This window comes from Micromonospora sp. URMC 106, assembly GCF_051386395.1.
In the GTDB taxonomy this organism is placed as follows: Bacteria; Actinomycetota; Actinomycetes; order Mycobacteriales; family Micromonosporaceae; genus Micromonospora.
Genome location: NZ_JBPQTP010000089.1, coordinates 1 through 16,390, shown reverse-complemented (window position 1 = coordinate 16,390; position 16,390 = coordinate 1). Strand labels below are relative to the sequence as shown.

Genomic DNA, 16,390 nt, shown 5'->3' with positions numbered 1-16,390 from the left:
CAGGTTGATGACATGTCAACCAGATGGCTACGATGGTCGGCATGGAGCAACCACGCTGGCTCGACGAGCGGGAGCAGCGCGCCTGGCGGGGGTACCGGCGGATGCGTCGCCTCCTCGACCTGGAGCTGGCCCGCGAACTCGCGCGGGACGCCGGCCTGTCCGAGCCGGACTACGACGTCCTGTCCGACCTCTCCGAGACCCCCGACCAGCGGCTGCGCCTCAGCGAGCTGGCCGACCGGATGCTGTGGTCCCGCAGTCGGCTGTCCCACCACCTGACCCGGATGCAGCAGCGCGGCCTGGTCACCCGCGAGGAGTGCGCGACCGACGGTCGGGGCGCGGTCGTCGTGCTCACCGCCGAGGGCCGGCGTGCGATCGAGGCCGCCGCCCCCGGCCACGTGGCAGCCGTCCGCCGGCACCTGATCGACCTGCTGACCCCCGACGAGGTCGCCGCGCTGGACGCACTGACCCACCGCGTCGTCGACCACCTCACCGGGCTGGACGGCGCGCGGGGTTGACCGTGGTGGTGCAGGCACCACCACCGGACCGGTGTGTGCGCACCATCGAAGTGACCCGTCCGGCTGCCTAGCGTCAGCGGCACACGGAAAAGCCGACGCGGGGAGAGTTGCACGTGTTCACGACATTGGCCACAGCGGTGGTCCGCCGCCCGGGGCGGGTGATCGCCGGCTGGCTGCTCGCCATCGCCGCACTGACCGCCGCCACCTTCGCCGTCTACGGGCCGGACGGACCGCGACCCGCCGACAGCCAGGCCGACTTCCTGCCGGCCCGGTACGAGTCCGCGCGGGCCGCCGGCATCGCGGCGCGGATCTTCCCCGAGCAGCCCGACAGCAGCGCGGTGCTGGTCGTCCGCCGGGCCGACGGGGCGCCGTTGACCGCCGACGACAGCGCCCGGATCGACCGGTTGCCGCAACAGCTACGGGTCGCCGGCGTCACCGAGGTGACCCCCGGCGCGGTCGCCCCGGACGGGCGGCTGCGCCTGGCCGAGGCGCGACTGGCCGGCGACGCGCACGCGGAGACCACCGTCCAGGCGGTCGGACGGCTGCGGGACGCCACCGACGACGCGCTGGCCGGCAGCGGCCTGGTCGCCGGCTGGACCGGGGAGGCGGCCGGCGCCGCCGACAGCTTCCTGCTCGACATGATCGTCAACGGCGCCATGATGCTGGTGATCCTGGTCCTGCTGCTCGTCGTCTTCCGCAGCCCGACCATCGCGCTGCTCAACCTGTTCCTGGTGCTGCTGGTCGCGCAGGCCGCCACCGGCCTGCTCGCCCTGGGCGGGAAGGTCTTCGGGTACGCCCTGGACGCCTCCACCACGGGCCTGCTCCCGGTCGTGCTGCTCGGCATCGGCACCGACTACGCGGTCTTCCTGCTCTTCCGCTACCGGGAACGGCTCCGGGCCGGCGAGGACCGGCGCGCCGCGATGGTCCACGCGGTCGGCCGGATCGGCGGCGCGGTCACCGTGTCCGCACTGGTCGTGGCGGTGGCGTTCGGCGCGCTGGTGCTCTCCCGGCTCGCCTCCTTCCGGGTGCTCGGGCCGGCCCTGGCCGTCGCCGTCCTGCTCATGGTGGCCGCCGCCCTGACGCTGTTCCCCGCGGTCTACTCGCTGCTGGGCCGCCGGGCGTACTGGCCGGCGAAGCTGGTCGCGCCGGGCGACGGCCGGACGCCGGGGCACGGCGCCGCCGCGCCGACGGGCCTGGCGGCCCGCACCGGCCGGCTGGTCGCCCGCCGGCCCGCCCGGGTCGTGCTGGCCACGGTCGCCGCGCTCCTGCTGCTCGGCCTGGGCGCGCTGCACCACCGGCCGAGCTACGAACTCGACGCGCTGCCGCCCGGCTCCGAGTCGGCCCGGGCCCTGGACTGGCTCCGCACGGGGCTGCCCGCCGGCACCCTCTCCCCCACCGACGTCTACCTCACCGGCGCCGGGGTGGACGCGGCCAGCGCCGAACGGTTCGCCGGACGGCTCGGCGAGGTGCCCATCGTGGCGGCCCCGGCCGGCGTCGAGATCCGAGACGGCGTGGCCCGGGTGCGGCTGCTGCTCGCCGAGCCGCCGTACTCGCAACGGGCGATCGACGCCGTGGAGGACCAGTTGCGGCCGGCCGCGCACGCCGCGGCGCCGCCCGGCACCCGGGCGTACGTGGGCGGGGAGACCGCCACCTTCGCCGACGTCCGCGCCGTGCTCGACGAGGACCTCCGGCTGGTGTTCCCGGTGGCCGCCGGGCTGATCGGGCTGCTCCTGCTGCTGATGCTGCGCGGCCTGCTCGCCTCGCTGGGCCTGCTCGCCGCCGTCGCGCTCGGCTTCGTCGCCACCCTCGGCACCAGTGTGCTGGTGTTCCAGGTCCTCGGGGGCCAGTCCGGGCTCAACTTCCAGCTCCCGCTGGTCGTGTTCCTCTTCGTCACCGCGATCGGGACCGACTACAACATCCTGATGATCGCCCGGCTCCGGGAGGAGCTGCGCGCGGGACGCCCGCCCCGCCAGGCCGCCGAGGAGGCCGTACGCCGGGCCGGCCCGGCGGTCGCCGCGGCCGGGGTGATCCTGGCCGGCAGCTTCGGGGTGCTCGTGGCCTCGCCGATGCTGGCGCAGATCGGGCTCGCCGTCGCCGTCGGCGTACTGATCGCCACGTTCGGGCTCTCCTGGCTGCTGGTGCCGGCGGCGACCGCGCTCACCGGCCGGGCCGCCTTCTGGCCGGCCCGTACCCGCCCCGAGCCCGGAGCGGCGCTCCCGCCGCCGGCGAGCGTCGCGCCCGGGACCGCCCCGGCACCCACGCCGCGGGAGCAGGCCGCGACGGCTGGGACAATGGCCCGATGAGCGGGGTGCGGCGGGCATGGCGCGAGCTGAACCGGCTGGCTGTCGCGGCGGGGCTGGCCTGCGTGGGCATCGGGTACGCACTGGCCACGCTCCTCACCGCCGGGCTCAGCCTGCTCGGGGTCGGCCTGCCCCTGCTCGACCGCACCCTCACCGGCACCCGGGCGCTGCTGGACCGGCAGCGCCACCGGGTGCCGGGCGCGCCGGTCCGGTCCCCGTACCGGTCGGTGGACGGCGGGCTGGCGGCCCGGCTGCGAACGGTGGCCGGCGACCCGGCCACCTATCGGGACCTCGCGTTCCTGTTCGCGCACTTCTGCTTCGCCCCGGCCGCCCTAGTGCTGGCCGTGGGGCTCTGGCTCGGCGCCGCGCAGGGCCTCGCCCTGCCGCTGATCCACGCGGTGGCGCCCGGCGCGGTCGACAACTACCTGGGCGTGCCGATCGACTCCCTCCGCAACGCCGGGCTGGCAGTGGTGCCCGGGCTGCTGGTGGCGGTCGGCGCGTACTGGCTGCCCCGGGGGCTGCTCCACCTGGACGACCGGCTGACCCGGGCCCTGCTCGCGCCGACCGCCCGCGCGGCCCTCGCCGAGCGGGTGGAGGAGCTGACCGACACCCGGGCGCAGACCGTCGACGCGCAGGCGGCCGAGCTGCGCCGGATCGAGCGGGACCTGCACGACGGCGCGCAGGCGCGGCTGGTGGCGATGGCGATGAACCTCGGTCTCGCCGAGGAGCTGCTGGCGCGGGACCCGGAGGCGGCCCGCGGGCTGGTCACCGAGGCCCGCTCGGCCGCCGGCACCGCCCTGGCCGAGCTGCGCGACGTGGTCCGCGGCATCCATCCGCCGGTGCTGGCGGACCGGGGGCTGGCCGGGGGCGTCGCCGCCCTCGCCCTCGGCGCGGCCCTCCCGGTCGACCTGGACGTCGACCTGCCCGAGCGGCTGCCGCCGCCGCTGGAGTCGGCGCTCTACTTCACCGCCGCCGAGCTGATCACCAACGCCGCCCGGCACAGCGGGGCGGACCGGGTGGCGGTGCGGCTGCGCCGGGCGGACGGCACGGTCCGGCTGACCGTCTCCGACGACGGCCGGGGCGGCGCCGACCCGGCGCGGGGCACCGGGCTGGCCGGCATCCGGCGGCGCCTCGCCGTCTTCGACGGCCGGGTCCGGATCACCTCCCCGGACGGTGGGCCTACCGTGGTCGACGTGGAGCTGCCGTGCGGATCGTGATCGCCGAGGACCTGGTGCTGCTGCGCGACGGGCTGATCCGGCTGCTCACCGCGTACGGCGACGAGGTGGTGGCCGCCGTGGAGACCGGTGACGAGCTGCTCGCCGCCCTGCTGGAGCACCGCCCCGACGTGGCCGTGGTGGACGTCCGCCTCCCGCCGACCCACACCGACGAGGGGCTCCGCGCCGCGCTGGCCGCCCGGGCACGGATTCCCGGGCTGCCGGTGCTGGTCCTCTCGCAGTACGTCGAGCAGCTCTACGCCCGGGAGCTGCTCTCCGACGGCGCGGGCGCGGTGGGTTACCTGCTCAAGGACCGGGTGGCCGACGTGGCGCAGTTCGTCGCCGCCGTACACCGGGTGGCCGGGGGCGGGATGGCGATGGACCCGGAGGTGGTCGCACAGCTGCTCGCCCGGCCGACCCGCGCCGCGCCGCTGCGCCGGCTGACCCCGCGCGAGCACGAGGTGCTGGCGCTGATGGCCGAGGGCCGCTCGAACGGCGCGATCGCGCAGCGCCTGGTGGTCACCGAGAAGGCGGTCAGCAAGCACATCAACTCGATCTTCGCGAAGCTCGACCTGCGCGACTGCGACGACGACCACCGCCGGGTCCGCGCGGTGCTGACCTACCTGGACGCCTGACGTGGACACCCGCATCGTCGACCGGCTCCGGTGCCCCGTGTGCGGCCAGCCGCTGGCCGAGGCCGACGCCGGCACCGCCCGCGCGCTGCGCTGCCCGCGCCGGCACAGCTTCGACGTCGCCCGGCAGGGCTACGTCAACCTCCTCGCCGGACGTGCCCCGCACGCCGGGGACACCGCCGAGATGGTGGCCGCCCGCGCCGACTTCCTGGCCGCCGGGCACTACGACCTGATCTCGGCGGCCCTCGCCGCGGCCGCGACGGACGCCGTCGACCGGGTCCGCGCGGCGCGGCCGGAGGCGTACCCCCTGGTGGTGGACGCCGGGGCGGGGACGGGCCGGCACCTCGCGGCGGTGCTGGCGGCCCTGCCGGACGCCGTGGGCCTGGCCCTGGACGTGTCGAAGCCGGCACTGCGTCGGGCCGCGCGGGCGCACCCCCGCGCCGCGGCGGCGCTGGCCGACACCTGGCAGCGGCTGCCGCTGGCCGACGCCGGCACCGCCGTGCTGCTGAACGTCTTCGCCCCGCGCAACGGCGCGGAGTTCCACCGGGTCCTCGACCCGGACGGGTCCCTGCTGGTGGTGACGCCGGGCGAGGACCACCTCGCCGAGCTGGTCGGCGCGCTCGGCCTGCTCCGCGTCGACCCGGACAAGGCGGACCGGGTCGCCGAGAGCCTCGGCGGGCGCTTCACCGAGGTGGCGACGGCCGAGCACCGGCGGGAGCTGGCGCTGACCGGGCCGGAGGTCGCCACGCTGGTCGGGATGGGCCCCAGCGCCTGGCACACCGACCCGGCCGGGCTCGCCGCCCGGGTCACCGCGCTCCCCGAGCCGGTCCGGGTGACCGTCGCGGTGCGGCTCACGGTCTGGCGGCCGGCCCCCCGCTGACCCGGCCGCGGCCCGCCGCCCGGCGCCGGCCCGGCCGCGGCTCACGCCGGGCGGGCGGGGTCAGGTGGAGAGGTCGACCTCTTCCCAGCCCGGGGGCTCGTCGTGGTAGGGCCCCCGCAGGATCACGGCCCACTCCAGCGCCCAGCGGCGCTGGCCGATCGCGTTGGCGTCCACCAGGCCGGGCGGCGTCCGGCCGGCCCGCTCCGTCTCCAGGTACGCCCAGTCCAGGCAGTAGTGCAGGTCGAGCAGCGCCGCCGCGTCGGCGGGGTGCTGCGGGGCGGCGAGGATCCGGGCGCGCCACTGGCCGAAGGTCTCCCCGCCCGGGATGTGCGGCATCCGCTCCACCAGCCGCTCGTCCACCGGCAGCGTCGGGTCGAGCTGCTTGGTCAGGCCGAGCACCCAGGCCAGCGCGAAGAGCGCGTCGTGGTGCAGCACGAACGACCGGTGGTCGCCCTTGCCGCCGGTCACGAACTGCCACTCCGGCGGCGTGACCATGTCGACGAGGTGCGAGGCGAGCAGCCAGCTCATCGCCGCCTGCGGCGGCATCCCGAAGCAGCGCGCCAGGATCAGGTGCAGCACGGCGATCCGGGCCTCGATCTCGGCCGTCGGGCGCAGCTCGATCTGGTCGCCGGGCTCCCACACGAGCGGGAACTGGGGTGGCGGCAGCGGGAGACGCAGCCGGGACAACTCGTCCAGGCTCGCCTCACGCACCTCCCGTGGATCGGGGGCAGGTACGGTCACGGCGGAAATGTCCTGTCTGCTCGCGACGACTCGGCGCCGGTTGTCCCCCCTGGCCAGGGAGGATAGCGGTCCGAGCCGGGCGGCACCACGCCGCCCCGACGACCGCCGGGCTCAGCCGATCCGCTCGATGACCAGCGGCGTCGCGGCGGGCGCCACCGGCGAGATCCGCACCGCGCGCGCGGCGTCGTCCCGCGCGGCGGGGATCCGGGCGGCGTGCTCCGCGCGCAGCTCGTACAGGGGATCGCCGGCGCGCACCGGGTCGCCCGGGCGCTTGTGCAGCACGACCCCCGCCGGCACGCTGACCGGGTCCTCCTTGCGGGCCCGCCCGGCGCCGAGCCGCCAGGCGGCGATGCCCATGTCGTACGCGTCGATCGCGGCGACGAAGCCGTCCGCGTCCGCGCGGACCACCTCCACCTCGTTCGCGGTCGGCATCGGGGCGTCCGGGTCGCCGCCCTGGGCGCGGACCATCGCGCGCCACGAGTCCATCGCCCGGCCGTCGCGCAGCGCGGCCTCCGGGTCGGCGTCGGGCAGCCCGGCCGCGTCGAGCATCTCGCGGGCCAGCGCCAGGGTCAGCTCGACCACGTCGGCGGGGCCGCCCCCCGCCAGCACCTCGACCGACTCGGTCACCTCGACGGCGTTGCCGATGGCCAGGCCGAGCGGGGTGGACATGTCGGTGAGCAGGGCGACGGTGCGCACACCGTGCGCGCCACCCAGCTCGACCATCGTCCGGGCCAGCTCACGGGCGTGCTCCACGGACTTCATGAACGCGCCGGAGCCGACCTTCACGTCGAGCACCAGCGCGCCGGTGCCCTCGGCGATCTTCTTGCTCATGATGGAACTGGCGATCAGCGGGATGGCCTCGACGGTGCCGGTCACGTCGCGCAGCGCGTACAGCTTGCGGTCGGCCGGGGCGAGCCCCGCACCGGCCGCGCAGATCACCGCGCCCACGTCCCGGAGCTGGGCGATGAACTCGTCGTTGCGCAGCGCCGCCCGCCAACCCGGGATGGACTCCAGCTTGTCCAGCGTGCCGCCGGTGTGCCCGAGGCCGCGCCCGCTGAGCTGCGGCACGGCCGCGCCGCACGCCGCCACGAGCGGGGTCAGCGGAAGGGTGATCTTGTCACCGACGCCGCCCGTGGAGTGCTTGTCGACGGTCGGCCGGTCGACGGCGGAGAGGTCGAGCCGCTCCCCGCTGGCGATCATCGCGGCGGTCCACCGGGCGATCTCCGGCCCGGTCATGCCGCGCAGCAGGATCGCCATGGCCAGCGCCGACATCTGCTCGTCGGCGACCAGCCCCCGGGTGTACGCGTCCACCACCCAGTCGATCTGCGCGTCGCTCAGCACGCCCCCGTCCCGCTTGGTCCGGATGACGTCGATCGCCGTGAAAGCACTCACCTTTGAGTTCCTATCAATCGTTGCGGAACCGGTCGACGGGCCGCGACCACCGAGGGATCGGGCCGACCGTGACCGGCGGAGGGATCAAGCCTGACCGCCCGGAGCCGGGCACGGCAGGCCCCAGCCGGCTCTGAGCTCAACCACCCCAGCGGATCGGGATCTCCATCGGCGGCTCCCCCTCGCCGGCCCAGAAGATCGTGCCCGAGGCGTCCACGACCACGACCCGGGGCGTGCGGGCCAGTCCCCAGGTGATCGCCTCCGCCGGGTCGTCCCAACTCGGGCCCTCCTCCAGCACGCCGGTCTCGGCACCCTCGCTGTCCCCCGCGGACCGCTCCCAGTAGGCCGTCCAGACCTGCTGGCCGGCGGAGAGATCGGGGTGCACGAAGACCGTGCCCCGGCCGCGCCAGGCGGCCAGCCGCTCCGGCACCACCGGCACCGGCGTCTCGCCGGTCACGGCCTCCAGGTCGGTCACGTCGAAGGCGTGCGGCAACAGCTCGGCCATCCGCAGCGGGCCGCCCTTGCTCTCGATCAGGCACTCCGGGCCGCCCTGCTCCCAGAGCAGCTGGCGGCAGCGGCCGCACGGCATCAGCGGCTCGCCGGTGGCGTCGACGCAGGACAGGGCCACGATCCGGCCGCCGCCTGTGGCGTGCAGCGAGGAGACCACGCCGCACTCGGCGCAGAGCACCACGCCGTACGCGGCGTTCTCCACGTTGCAGCCGACCACCACCCGGCCGTCGTCGACCAGCGCGGCGGCGCCGACCGGGAACTTCGAGTACGGCACGTACGCGTGCCGCATCACCTCGGTGGCGGCGGCCCGCAGCCGCGCCCAGTCGATCTCCATGTCGCGTCCCCCGTCAGCCCTTGATGTACGGCTTGCCGTCGGCGGCCGGCGCCCGGACCCGGCCGACCAGCCCGGCCACCGCCAGGATCGTCGCCAGGTAGGGCAGCATGGCCAGGAACTGGCTCGGGATCACGCTGTTGATGGCGCCCAGGTACGTGGCGAGCTGGTCGGCGAAGCCGAAGAAGAGCGCCGCGAGCAGCGCCCCCGTCGGGCTCCACCGGCCGAAGATCAGTGCGGCGAGGGCGATGAAGCCCTTCCCGCCGATCATGTTCTTCGTGAACGAGTAGAGCGCCAGCGTGTACGAGGCGCCGCCGATGCCGGCGACCACCCCGGCGAGCAGCACGTTGCGGTAGCGCAGCCCGAGCACGCGGACGCCCAGGGTGTCGGCGGCGGTCGGGTGCTCGCCGACCGAGCGGGTCCGCAGGCCCCACCGGGTGCGGAACAGCGCGATGTGGATGACCAGCACCAGCAGCAGGCCGAGGTAGAGGAAGATGTTGCCCCGGAACAGCGCCGGCCCGAGCAGCGGGATGTCCGACAGCAGCGGGATCTCCCAGTTGCTGAACCGGGGGGCGCTGTTGTACTTCTGCGCGTCGGTCTGCATCAGCCGCTCGTAGAGGAAGCCGGTGACGCCGACCGCCAGCAGGTTGAGCACGATGCCCATGACCACCTGGTCGACCAGGTAGCGGATCGAGAAGACGGCCAGCAGCAGCGAGATGAACGCGCCGCCGATCGCCGCCGCGACCAGGCCCACCCAGACGTTGCCGGAGAGGCTGCCGAAGAGCGCGCCGCTGAAGGCGCCCATCAGCAACTGCCCCTCGATGGCCACGTTGACCACGCCGGAACGCTCGCAGAGCACGCCGGCCAGGGCGCCGAAGACCAGCGGCAGGGCCAGGATGAACGTGCCCCGGACGATGTTGACCAGCGGCATGAAGTTCTGCCCGGCCGGCGCGGCGGAGACCTGCCAGCAGAGGAACGACAGCACGAAGCCGAGCAGGCCGACGCCGAGCACGAGGGTGAACCAGCGCTTCGGCAGTCCGGCGAGCATCGCGCCACCGGCGGCGACCGCGACGAGCCCGAAGAGGATCGCGCCCAGCGTGCCGTCGATCCTCAGCGCGGCGCCGGCGGCGTCCTCGCTGAGGGTGAAGCGGGCCTGCTCGCCGGTGGCGAGCGCCCCGAACAGCACCGTCGCCAGCAGGCCGAGCGCGAGCAGCACGGCGCCGACCTTGCGGGTACGGGTCCAGAAGCCCTGGTCGACGGGGGCGACCGCGACGTCTTCGACAGCCATGGTGGACATGAGTTACCAGCCCTTCGCCAGGCTCGTCTGCAACCGGGCGGCGCGGGCGGCCCGGAGCTGGAAGATCGCCTTCACCAGGGCCGGCGCGGCGATGAAGATGACGATCAGCGCCTGGAGCACGGTGACCAGCTCCAGTGAGATCCCCGAGTAGGACTGCATCCGGTTGCCGCCGGCCTGGAGCGCGCCGAAGAGCAGCGCGGCCAGCGCGACGCCCCACGGCTTCACCCGGCCGAGCAGCGCCACCAGGATGCCGTCGAAGCCGATCTGCGCGACCACCAGCGGGGTCAGCGCGCTGGCGGTGGAGCCGAGCACCATGTTGGAGCCGCCGAGGCCGGCCAGGATCCCGGCGAAGACCATGATCAGGACGTACGTCCGGGTGACGCTGATGCCGGCGGTCCGCGCGGCGTCCGGGTTGGCGCCGACCGCGCGCAGCTCGAAGCCGAGCGTGGAGCGGTTCAGCAGCCACCAGACCGCCCAGGTCGCCAGCACCGCCAGGATGATGCCGGCGTGCACCCGCAGCCCGTCGCCGAGCAGCCGGGGCAGCTGGGCCGAGCCGTCGACCGGCCGGCTGATCGCGTCCGTGCGGTTCGGGTCCTGGATGCCGTTCTGCACGATGATCCAGGTCAGGAAGTACGTGGCGATGTAGTTGAGCATGATCGTGTTGATCACCTCGTGGGCGCCGGTGCGCGCCTTGAGGATGCCCGGGACGAAGCCCCAGATCGCCCCGCCGAGCGCGCCGGCGAGCACCGCGACGAGCAGGTGCAGACCGGGCGGCAGCGGGAGCAGGAAGCCGGCCAGCGCGGCCAGGATCACGCCCATGGTGGCCTGGCCCTGGGCGCCGATGTTGAACAGGCCGCCCCGGAAGGCCAGCGCCACCGACAGTCCGGTGAAGACCAGCGGCGCGGTGTAGGTGAGCGTCTCGGAGATCGGGCTCATCACGGCCTGGAAGCCGACCGCCTCGGGGTCGAAGATGGCGCCCTTGAAGAGGTTCCCGTACGCCTCGCTGACCAGCGTCCAGCTCGCGTTCAGCGCGTCGGACGGCCGGGCGGTGATGTAGCTGTAGGTGGCCAGCACCTCCGGGTCGGAGACGATCATCAGCACCGCGCCGACGATCATCGCCAGGACCAGCGACAGCAGGGTCACCGTGAAGGTGTTCGCGGCCCAGAGGTTGTCCAGGAACAGCCGCCCCAGCGAGGGCTTCGCCTCCGGGGCCGGCTGCCTCGGGGAGGTGGCCGACTCGGCGCGTTCGGTGTTGCCGAGCGCGGTCTGCGCGGCCTGCGCCTCGGTCGCCGGCTCCTTGTCGGGGGAGCCCGTCTGGGGGTTCGGGTTGTCCGGGGAGCCCGACCCGGGGTTCGGGTTGCTCATGCCGGCACTCCGCTCCGCTTGCTCATGCCTCGTCCTCGTTACCAGGGCCCTCGGCGGCCGGGGCCGCCGCGCCGCCGTCGGCCGTCGGCGCGGCCGGGGTCGTGCCGGTCGCGGCGGGGGACGCCGCGTCGGGGGTGATGCCGGCCATCAGCAGGCCGATCTCCTCGCGCGGGGTGTCCGGACCGACGATGCCGATGATCCGGCCGCGGTACATCACGGCGATCCGGTCGGCCAGGCCGATCACCTCGTCGAGTTCGCTGGAGACCACCATGACGGCGGTGCCGACGTCCCGCTCGCGGATGACCCGGCTGTGGATGAACTCGATCGACCCGACGTCGACGCCGCGGGTCGGCTGGGCGGCGATGAAGAGCTTCAGCGGCCGGGACAGCTCCCGGGCCACGATCACCTTCTGCTGGTTGCCGCCGGAGAGGGTGCCGACCGGCGCGTCGGCCGAGGAGGTGCGGACGTCGAACTGCGCGATCCGCTCCTTCGCCGACGCGGCGATGGCGTCCGGCTTGAGCGCCAGGCCCTTGCCGAAGGGCGGCCGGTCGTAGATGTCGAGCACCAGGTTCTCCGCGACGGAGAACTCCTTGACCACGCCGTCGACGCTGCGGTCCTCCGGCACGTAGCCGACGCCGGCGCGGAGCACCTTCTTGGTCGGCCAGCCGTTGACCTGCTGCCCGTCGAGCGTGATCGTGCCGGCGAGCGTCGGGCGCAGCCCCATGATCGCCTCGATCAGCTCGGTCTGGCCGTTGCCCTGCACGCCCGCCACGCCGAGCACCTCGCCCGCGTGCACGGTCAGGTCGATCCCGTCGACCGCCCGGATCTGCCGGTCGTCGTCGACGACCAGGCCGGCGACCTCCAGGACCGGCTTGCCGGGGGTGGCCGGCTCCTTCTCGACGGTGAGCCGGACGCTGCGGCCGACCATGAGCGCGGCCAGCTCGTCCCGGCTCGCCTCGGGGGAGGCGGTGCCGACGGTCTTCCCGCGCCGGATGACGGTGATCCGGTCGGCGATCGCCTTGACCTCGCCCAGCTTGTGGGTGATGAAGACGATCGACTTGCCGGCGGCCTTGAGCGACCGCATGACGGCGAGCAGTTCCTCGGTCTCCTGCGGGGTGAGCACGGCCGTCGGCTCGTCGAGGATGAGCAGGTCGACGTCGCGGGTGAGCGCCTTGACGATCTCCACCCGCTGCTGGATGCCGACCGGCAGGTCCTCGATCACCGCGTCCGGGTCGACCCGCAGGTTGTACCGCTCGGAGACCTCGGCGACCTCGCGCCGGGCCCGCCGCCGGTCCAGGAAGCCGACGATGCCGCCCTTGACCTGCTCGGCGCCGAGCATGATGTTCTCGGCGACGGTGAAGACCGGCACCAGCATGAAGTGCTGGTGCACCATGCCGATCCCGGCCGCGATCGCGTCCGACGGCCCCCTCAGCTTCAACGGCTTGCCGTCGACCAGGATCTCGCCCTCGTCGGGCTGGTAGAGCCCGTAGAGCACGTTCATCAGGGTCGACTTGCCCGCGCCGTTCTCGCCGAGCAGGGCGTGGATCTCTCCAGGCTCCACCGTCAGGTCGATGTGGTCGTTGGCGACCAGATCACCGAACCGCTTGGTGATGCCGCGCAGTTCGAGTCTCAGCGCAACCTCCTGGAGTGCGAAGCGATGGTGCAGCGTAGCTGCCGGCGGACCGCTCGCGGCGCGGGGCCGTCGTCGGGGTGGAGCGGATCGGCCGCCCCGGCGCCGCGGGGTGTCCCCGCGACGCCGGGGCGGCCGGATCGTCGTGCTGTACCGCTCGCCGGCCTACCCCGGTGATCGTCTCACCGCGGGTGGCCGGCGGTGCCTCACTTCGGCTGGGCCTTGGAGGTGACGGTGACGGTGCCGGCGGCGATGTCCGCCTTCAGCTTGTCGATCTCGGCCTTCAGCTCGGCCGGGACCTTGCCGTCGAACTCGTGGTACGGGGCGAGCCCGACGCCGTTGTTGGCGAGGTTGCCCAGGTAGCCCGGGTCGTGCGCGAGCTTCTCGCCGTTGGCGGCCTTGACGACGGCCTCCTTGACGGCGTCCGGGATGTTCTTCTCGACCGTGGTGATGATGGCCGAGCAGTCCGGGGTGCTCTCGCAGCCGTCGACGTCCACCCAGATGGTGTTGTACTTGCCGCCCGACGCCTTGGCCGCGCCGGTGGTGCCGAGGCCCGCGCCGCCGGCGACCGGCATGATGATGTCGGCGCCCTGGGCGACCAGCGCGTCGCTGACCTTCTTGCCCTCGTCCTGCTTGACGAAGTCGTTGGTGAAGGAGCCCTTCTGGGCGGCCTTGTCCCAGCCGACGACCTTGACGGTCTTGCTCTTCGTCTTGTTGTAGTGGGCGACGCCGTCGACGTACCCGTCCATGAAGATGGTGACCGGCGGGATCGGCAGGCCGCCGTAGGTGCCCACCGTGCCGCTCTTGGTCATGCCGGCGGCCAGGTAACCGGCGAGGAAGCCGGCCTGGGCGGTGTCGAACTGCATCGGGTAGACGTTGCTCTCCGGCAGCTTCGCGTCGACGATGCCGAACTGCTGGTTCGGGTTCGCCTTGGCGATCTTGGAGGTGGCGTCACCCATCAGGCCACCGACGGCCAGGATGAAGTCGCACTTCTGGTTGACGTACTGGGTCAGGTTGACCTCGTAGTCCGCCTCGGCCTTCGACGCGACGTACTTGATGTCGATGTTGTCGTTGGCCTTCTTGGCCGCCTCGAGGCCCTGCCACGCCGAGGTGTTGAACGACTTGTCGTCGATGCCGCCGACGTCGGTCACCATGCAGGCGCTGTACTTCTTGTCGCCGCTGCCGGCGTTGTTGTTGTCCTCGGGAGCCTCACCGCACGCGGCGGCGCTCAGCACGAGCCCACCCACCGCGAAGACCGAGGCAATCCGCATCCCACGCACCGAGCGCAAGACGTCTCCTTCCCATTGCACACCGCGTCCTGCACGGTGGCAGCCCTTTGAACCGGCCTGCGCTGCGCCGCCGGCGTCCCACGTTACGGACGGGAGCGTACGCCCGCGCCCACCCACCGGCCGACAATCGTGCACGACTGTTGAGCGCCTGTTACCCCTACGTAACCCTTAGGTGGGGCAGATCACTCTGAGTGCTGGTAGATGAGCGCCGAGGCGCTGCGGAGCGTCCGCTCCTGCGGGGCGTCCCCTGCCGGAAACGTTACCGCCAGAAGACCGCCACCGCCGCGTTGACCAGGGTCAACCCGACGATCGCGAGGAAGTGGCCACGGGCGACCACGTCGCGCTTCCGGGAAAAGAAGACCATGACGAAGATCAGCAGCGCGAGCACCAACTTGGTAACAAGTTTCGCCGGGTCCGGCTCGTCCCCGTCGCGCAGCGGCGCGGAGAGACCGATCCCGGTCAGCAGCATGATCACGGACCCCCAGAGCATGGCCGGGTTGATCCGCAGCTTGCCGCTGACGTACTGGACGATCGCGCCGCCCAGCAGCAGGGCGAAACCGATCAGATGGATGTAGCGCAGTATCAGTCTGAGAGCTTCCACGCGCACCATCCTCCCTCATCAACGACGGATCGTAGTAGCCGGGCGCGTCAGGGCGTGTCCGTCGCCGTCCGGGAACTGGCCCGGCGGGAGGCCCCCGCCGTCGCGCCGTCCGGGTGGGAAGGCCCCGCCGTCGCGCCGTCCGGGCGGGACGGCCCGGCCACGGGGACGCCGGCGGGACGCGACGGCCCGGCCACGGCGGGGCCGGCCGGACGGCGCGACACCGCCACCAGCAGCAGCCCGACCAGCGCGTAGCCGGCCAGGACGGCGAGCGGCCGGCCGGCCCCGGCGCCGTCGAAGAAGGTCACCGAACGGAGCAGGGTGCCGCCCGCGCCCACCGGCAGGAGCTGGCCGACCGCACCCCAGGGCTGCGGCAGCAGTTCCGGGGCCGCGCTGACCGCCGAGAGAGGGTTGCCGACCAGGAAAACCAGCAGCGCGCCCAGGCCGATCCCCGCCCGGCCGAGCAGCGCCCCGAGGCCCGCCACGGTCGCCGCGCTCGCCAGGGCGAAGAGCCCGGCCGCCGCCGCCTCGGCCAGCGGGTCGCCGTCGAGCACGCCGAGCCAGCCGTGCAGCACGGCCGCGGCGACACCCCCGGCGAGGACACCGTAGGCCGCCAGGCCGAACAGCCGGGCGACCCGGCCGGTCACCAGGAGGGTCAGCAGCGCGCCGGCCGCCATGCTCGCCATCGCGAACGGCAGGAAGCCGGCCGCGAAGCCGGCGCCCCGGGGATCGTCCGGGGCACCGGGGACCACCGCGACCACCGGCACCGGGCGGCCCGCGGAGAGTTGGGCGGACGCCTCGGTGAGCAGCGCGGCGACCGTCGGGCTGGCGGCCGGCGCGGTGTGCAGGGCGACGCCGTCGGGTCCGACCACGAAGGCCGCGTACACCTGCCTCTCGCGCAGCGCCCGGTCGGCGGCCGCGCCGTCCGGCAGCGTGGTGACGTCGAACGCTCCCGGCCGCGCGGCCGCGAGCCGGGCGGCGAGGTCGCCCGCGGCGGGCGCCGGGCCGGCGACGGCGACGGGCAGGTCGCGCGGCGCCAGGTTGATCGCCGGAGCCGCGAAGAGGGGTACGAGCAGCGCCAACAGGACCGCCGCCAGGGCGGCGACGCCGAGGGCGGCCGGCAGGGGCGGCCGGGTGCGGGTCGACATGGTGACCTCCTAAAACGAACGCTCATTCTCTTAGCGACTCTAGGCTGCTCCCGCCGGGCCCGACTGTCAAGAACGAACGTTCGCTTTACGATGTATCCCGTGCCACGCGTCTCCCCGGAACACCTCGCCGCCCGCCGCCGCCAGATCGTCGACGCGGCCCGCCGGTGCTTCCTCCGGGAGGGCTTCCACCGCACGACGATGCAGGACGTGATCGCCGAGGCCGGCCTCTCGGTGGGCGCCGTCTACCGCTACTTCCCGAGCAAGGCGGATCTGATCAACGCGATCGCCGAGGAGGCGATCGGCGGCGCCGAGGTCGTCCTCGACGAGGTGCTGCGCCAGGAGCCCCCGCTCCCCCTGGTCGAGGCGCTCGACCGCGCGCTGGCGTACGTGGAGACCCAACTCGGCGACGACGGCGTCCTGCGGATCGCGATCCAGGTCTGGAGTGAGGCGCAGCGGGACCCGGTGCTGGCCGGGTTCGTCGCCGGCAAGTACGACGACATGCGCCGCCACTTCGAGGCGCTCGCCCGGCGCGCCCAGGGCACCGGCGAGGT

General features: G+C 74.0%; 15 protein-coding genes. 6 read left to right on the top strand and 9 right to left on the bottom strand.

What is annotated here, in order from left to right:
* Window positions 1-41: 41 nt before the first annotated feature.
* The 5 genes from ACSNOB_RS23765 to ACSNOB_RS23745 all read left to right on the top strand — a co-directional run bounded on the left by ACSNOB_RS23765 (window position 42) and on the right by ACSNOB_RS23745 (window position 5,541).
* Entirely contained in the window at window positions 42-515 is a 474-nt protein-coding gene (locus ACSNOB_RS23765) for a MarR family winged helix-turn-helix transcriptional regulator (RefSeq protein WP_393102424.1), read from the top strand.
* A 113-nt stretch (window positions 516-628) separates the two neighbouring features.
* A complete protein-coding gene (locus tag ACSNOB_RS23760; RefSeq protein WP_436688647.1) occupies window positions 629-2,818 on the top strand; it encodes an MMPL family transporter in 2,190 nt (729 codons plus the stop codon).
* Window positions 2,815-4,032, top strand: a complete 1,218-nt coding sequence (locus tag ACSNOB_RS23755; RefSeq protein WP_436688646.1) for a sensor histidine kinase — start codon at window positions 2,815-2,817, stop codon at window positions 4,030-4,032. The genes ACSNOB_RS23760 and ACSNOB_RS23755 overlap by 4 nt, the downstream gene beginning before the upstream one ends.
* Window positions 4,020-4,664: a response regulator gene (locus ACSNOB_RS23750; protein ID WP_436688645.1), complete on the top strand. Its 645-nt coding sequence runs from the start codon at window positions 4,020-4,022 to the stop codon at window positions 4,662-4,664. The genes ACSNOB_RS23755 and ACSNOB_RS23750 overlap by 13 nt, the downstream gene beginning before the upstream one ends.
* Window position 4,665: 1 nt before the next feature.
* Window positions 4,666-5,541 carry a putative RNA methyltransferase gene (locus ACSNOB_RS23745; protein ID WP_436688644.1) on the top strand — a complete coding sequence of 292 codons (876 nt, stop codon included), beginning with the start codon at window positions 4,666-4,668 and terminating at the stop codon, window positions 5,539-5,541.
* 60 nt (window positions 5,542-5,601) lie between these two features.
* Here the strand turns inward: ACSNOB_RS23745 and ACSNOB_RS23740 are convergent, their stop codons facing one another.
* The 9 genes from ACSNOB_RS23740 to ACSNOB_RS23700 all read right to left on the bottom strand — a co-directional run bounded on the left by ACSNOB_RS23740 (window position 5,602) and on the right by ACSNOB_RS23700 (window position 15,839).
* On the bottom strand, window positions 5,602-6,282 hold the full coding sequence (locus ACSNOB_RS23740) for a DUF4272 domain-containing protein (protein WP_393102419.1): 681 nt from the start codon (window positions 6,280-6,282) through the stop codon (window positions 5,602-5,604).
* 111 nt (window positions 6,283-6,393) lie between these two features.
* Window positions 6,394-7,674, bottom strand: coding sequence for a thymidine phosphorylase (locus tag ACSNOB_RS23735; RefSeq protein ID WP_436688643.1), 1,281 nt, complete (start codon window positions 7,672-7,674; stop codon window positions 6,394-6,396).
* 136 nt (window positions 7,675-7,810) lie between these two features.
* A complete protein-coding gene (locus ACSNOB_RS23730) occupies window positions 7,811-8,515 on the bottom strand; it encodes a cytidine deaminase (RefSeq protein ID WP_436688642.1) in 705 nt (234 codons plus the stop codon).
* Window positions 8,516-8,528: 13 nt separating this feature from the next.
* The gene (locus tag ACSNOB_RS23725; protein WP_436688641.1) at window positions 8,529-9,809 is read right to left on the bottom strand and encodes an ABC transporter permease; all 1,281 of its coding nucleotides are present in this window, start codon (window positions 9,807-9,809) and stop codon (window positions 8,529-8,531) included.
* A gap of 3 nt (window positions 9,810-9,812) precedes the next feature.
* On the bottom strand, window positions 9,813-11,174 hold the full coding sequence (locus tag ACSNOB_RS23720; RefSeq protein WP_436688640.1) for an ABC transporter permease: 1,362 nt from the start codon (window positions 11,172-11,174) through the stop codon (window positions 9,813-9,815).
* 22 nt (window positions 11,175-11,196) lie between these two features.
* Window positions 11,197-12,747, bottom strand: coding sequence for an ABC transporter ATP-binding protein (locus ACSNOB_RS23715; protein ID WP_436688655.1), 1,551 nt, complete (start codon window positions 12,745-12,747; stop codon window positions 11,197-11,199).
* A 263-nt stretch (window positions 12,748-13,010) separates the two neighbouring features.
* Window positions 13,011-14,075, bottom strand: a complete 1,065-nt coding sequence (locus tag ACSNOB_RS23710; protein WP_436688639.1) for a BMP family lipoprotein — start codon at window positions 14,073-14,075, stop codon at window positions 13,011-13,013.
* 277 nt (window positions 14,076-14,352) lie between these two features.
* The gene (locus ACSNOB_RS23705; RefSeq protein ID WP_393102413.1) at window positions 14,353-14,694 is read right to left on the bottom strand and encodes a hypothetical protein; all 342 of its coding nucleotides are present in this window, start codon (window positions 14,692-14,694) and stop codon (window positions 14,353-14,355) included.
* Window positions 14,695-14,741: 47 nt separating this feature from the next.
* Complete coding sequence (locus ACSNOB_RS23700) at window positions 14,742-15,839, bottom strand: hypothetical protein (RefSeq protein ID WP_436688638.1); 1,098 nt, start codon at window positions 15,837-15,839, stop codon at window positions 14,742-14,744.
* A gap of 99 nt (window positions 15,840-15,938) precedes the next feature.
* Here ACSNOB_RS23700 and ACSNOB_RS23695 point away from each other — a divergent pair.
* The coding region (locus ACSNOB_RS23695) for a TetR/AcrR family transcriptional regulator (protein WP_436688637.1) at window positions 15,939-16,390 on the top strand (452 nt) is incomplete at its 3' end.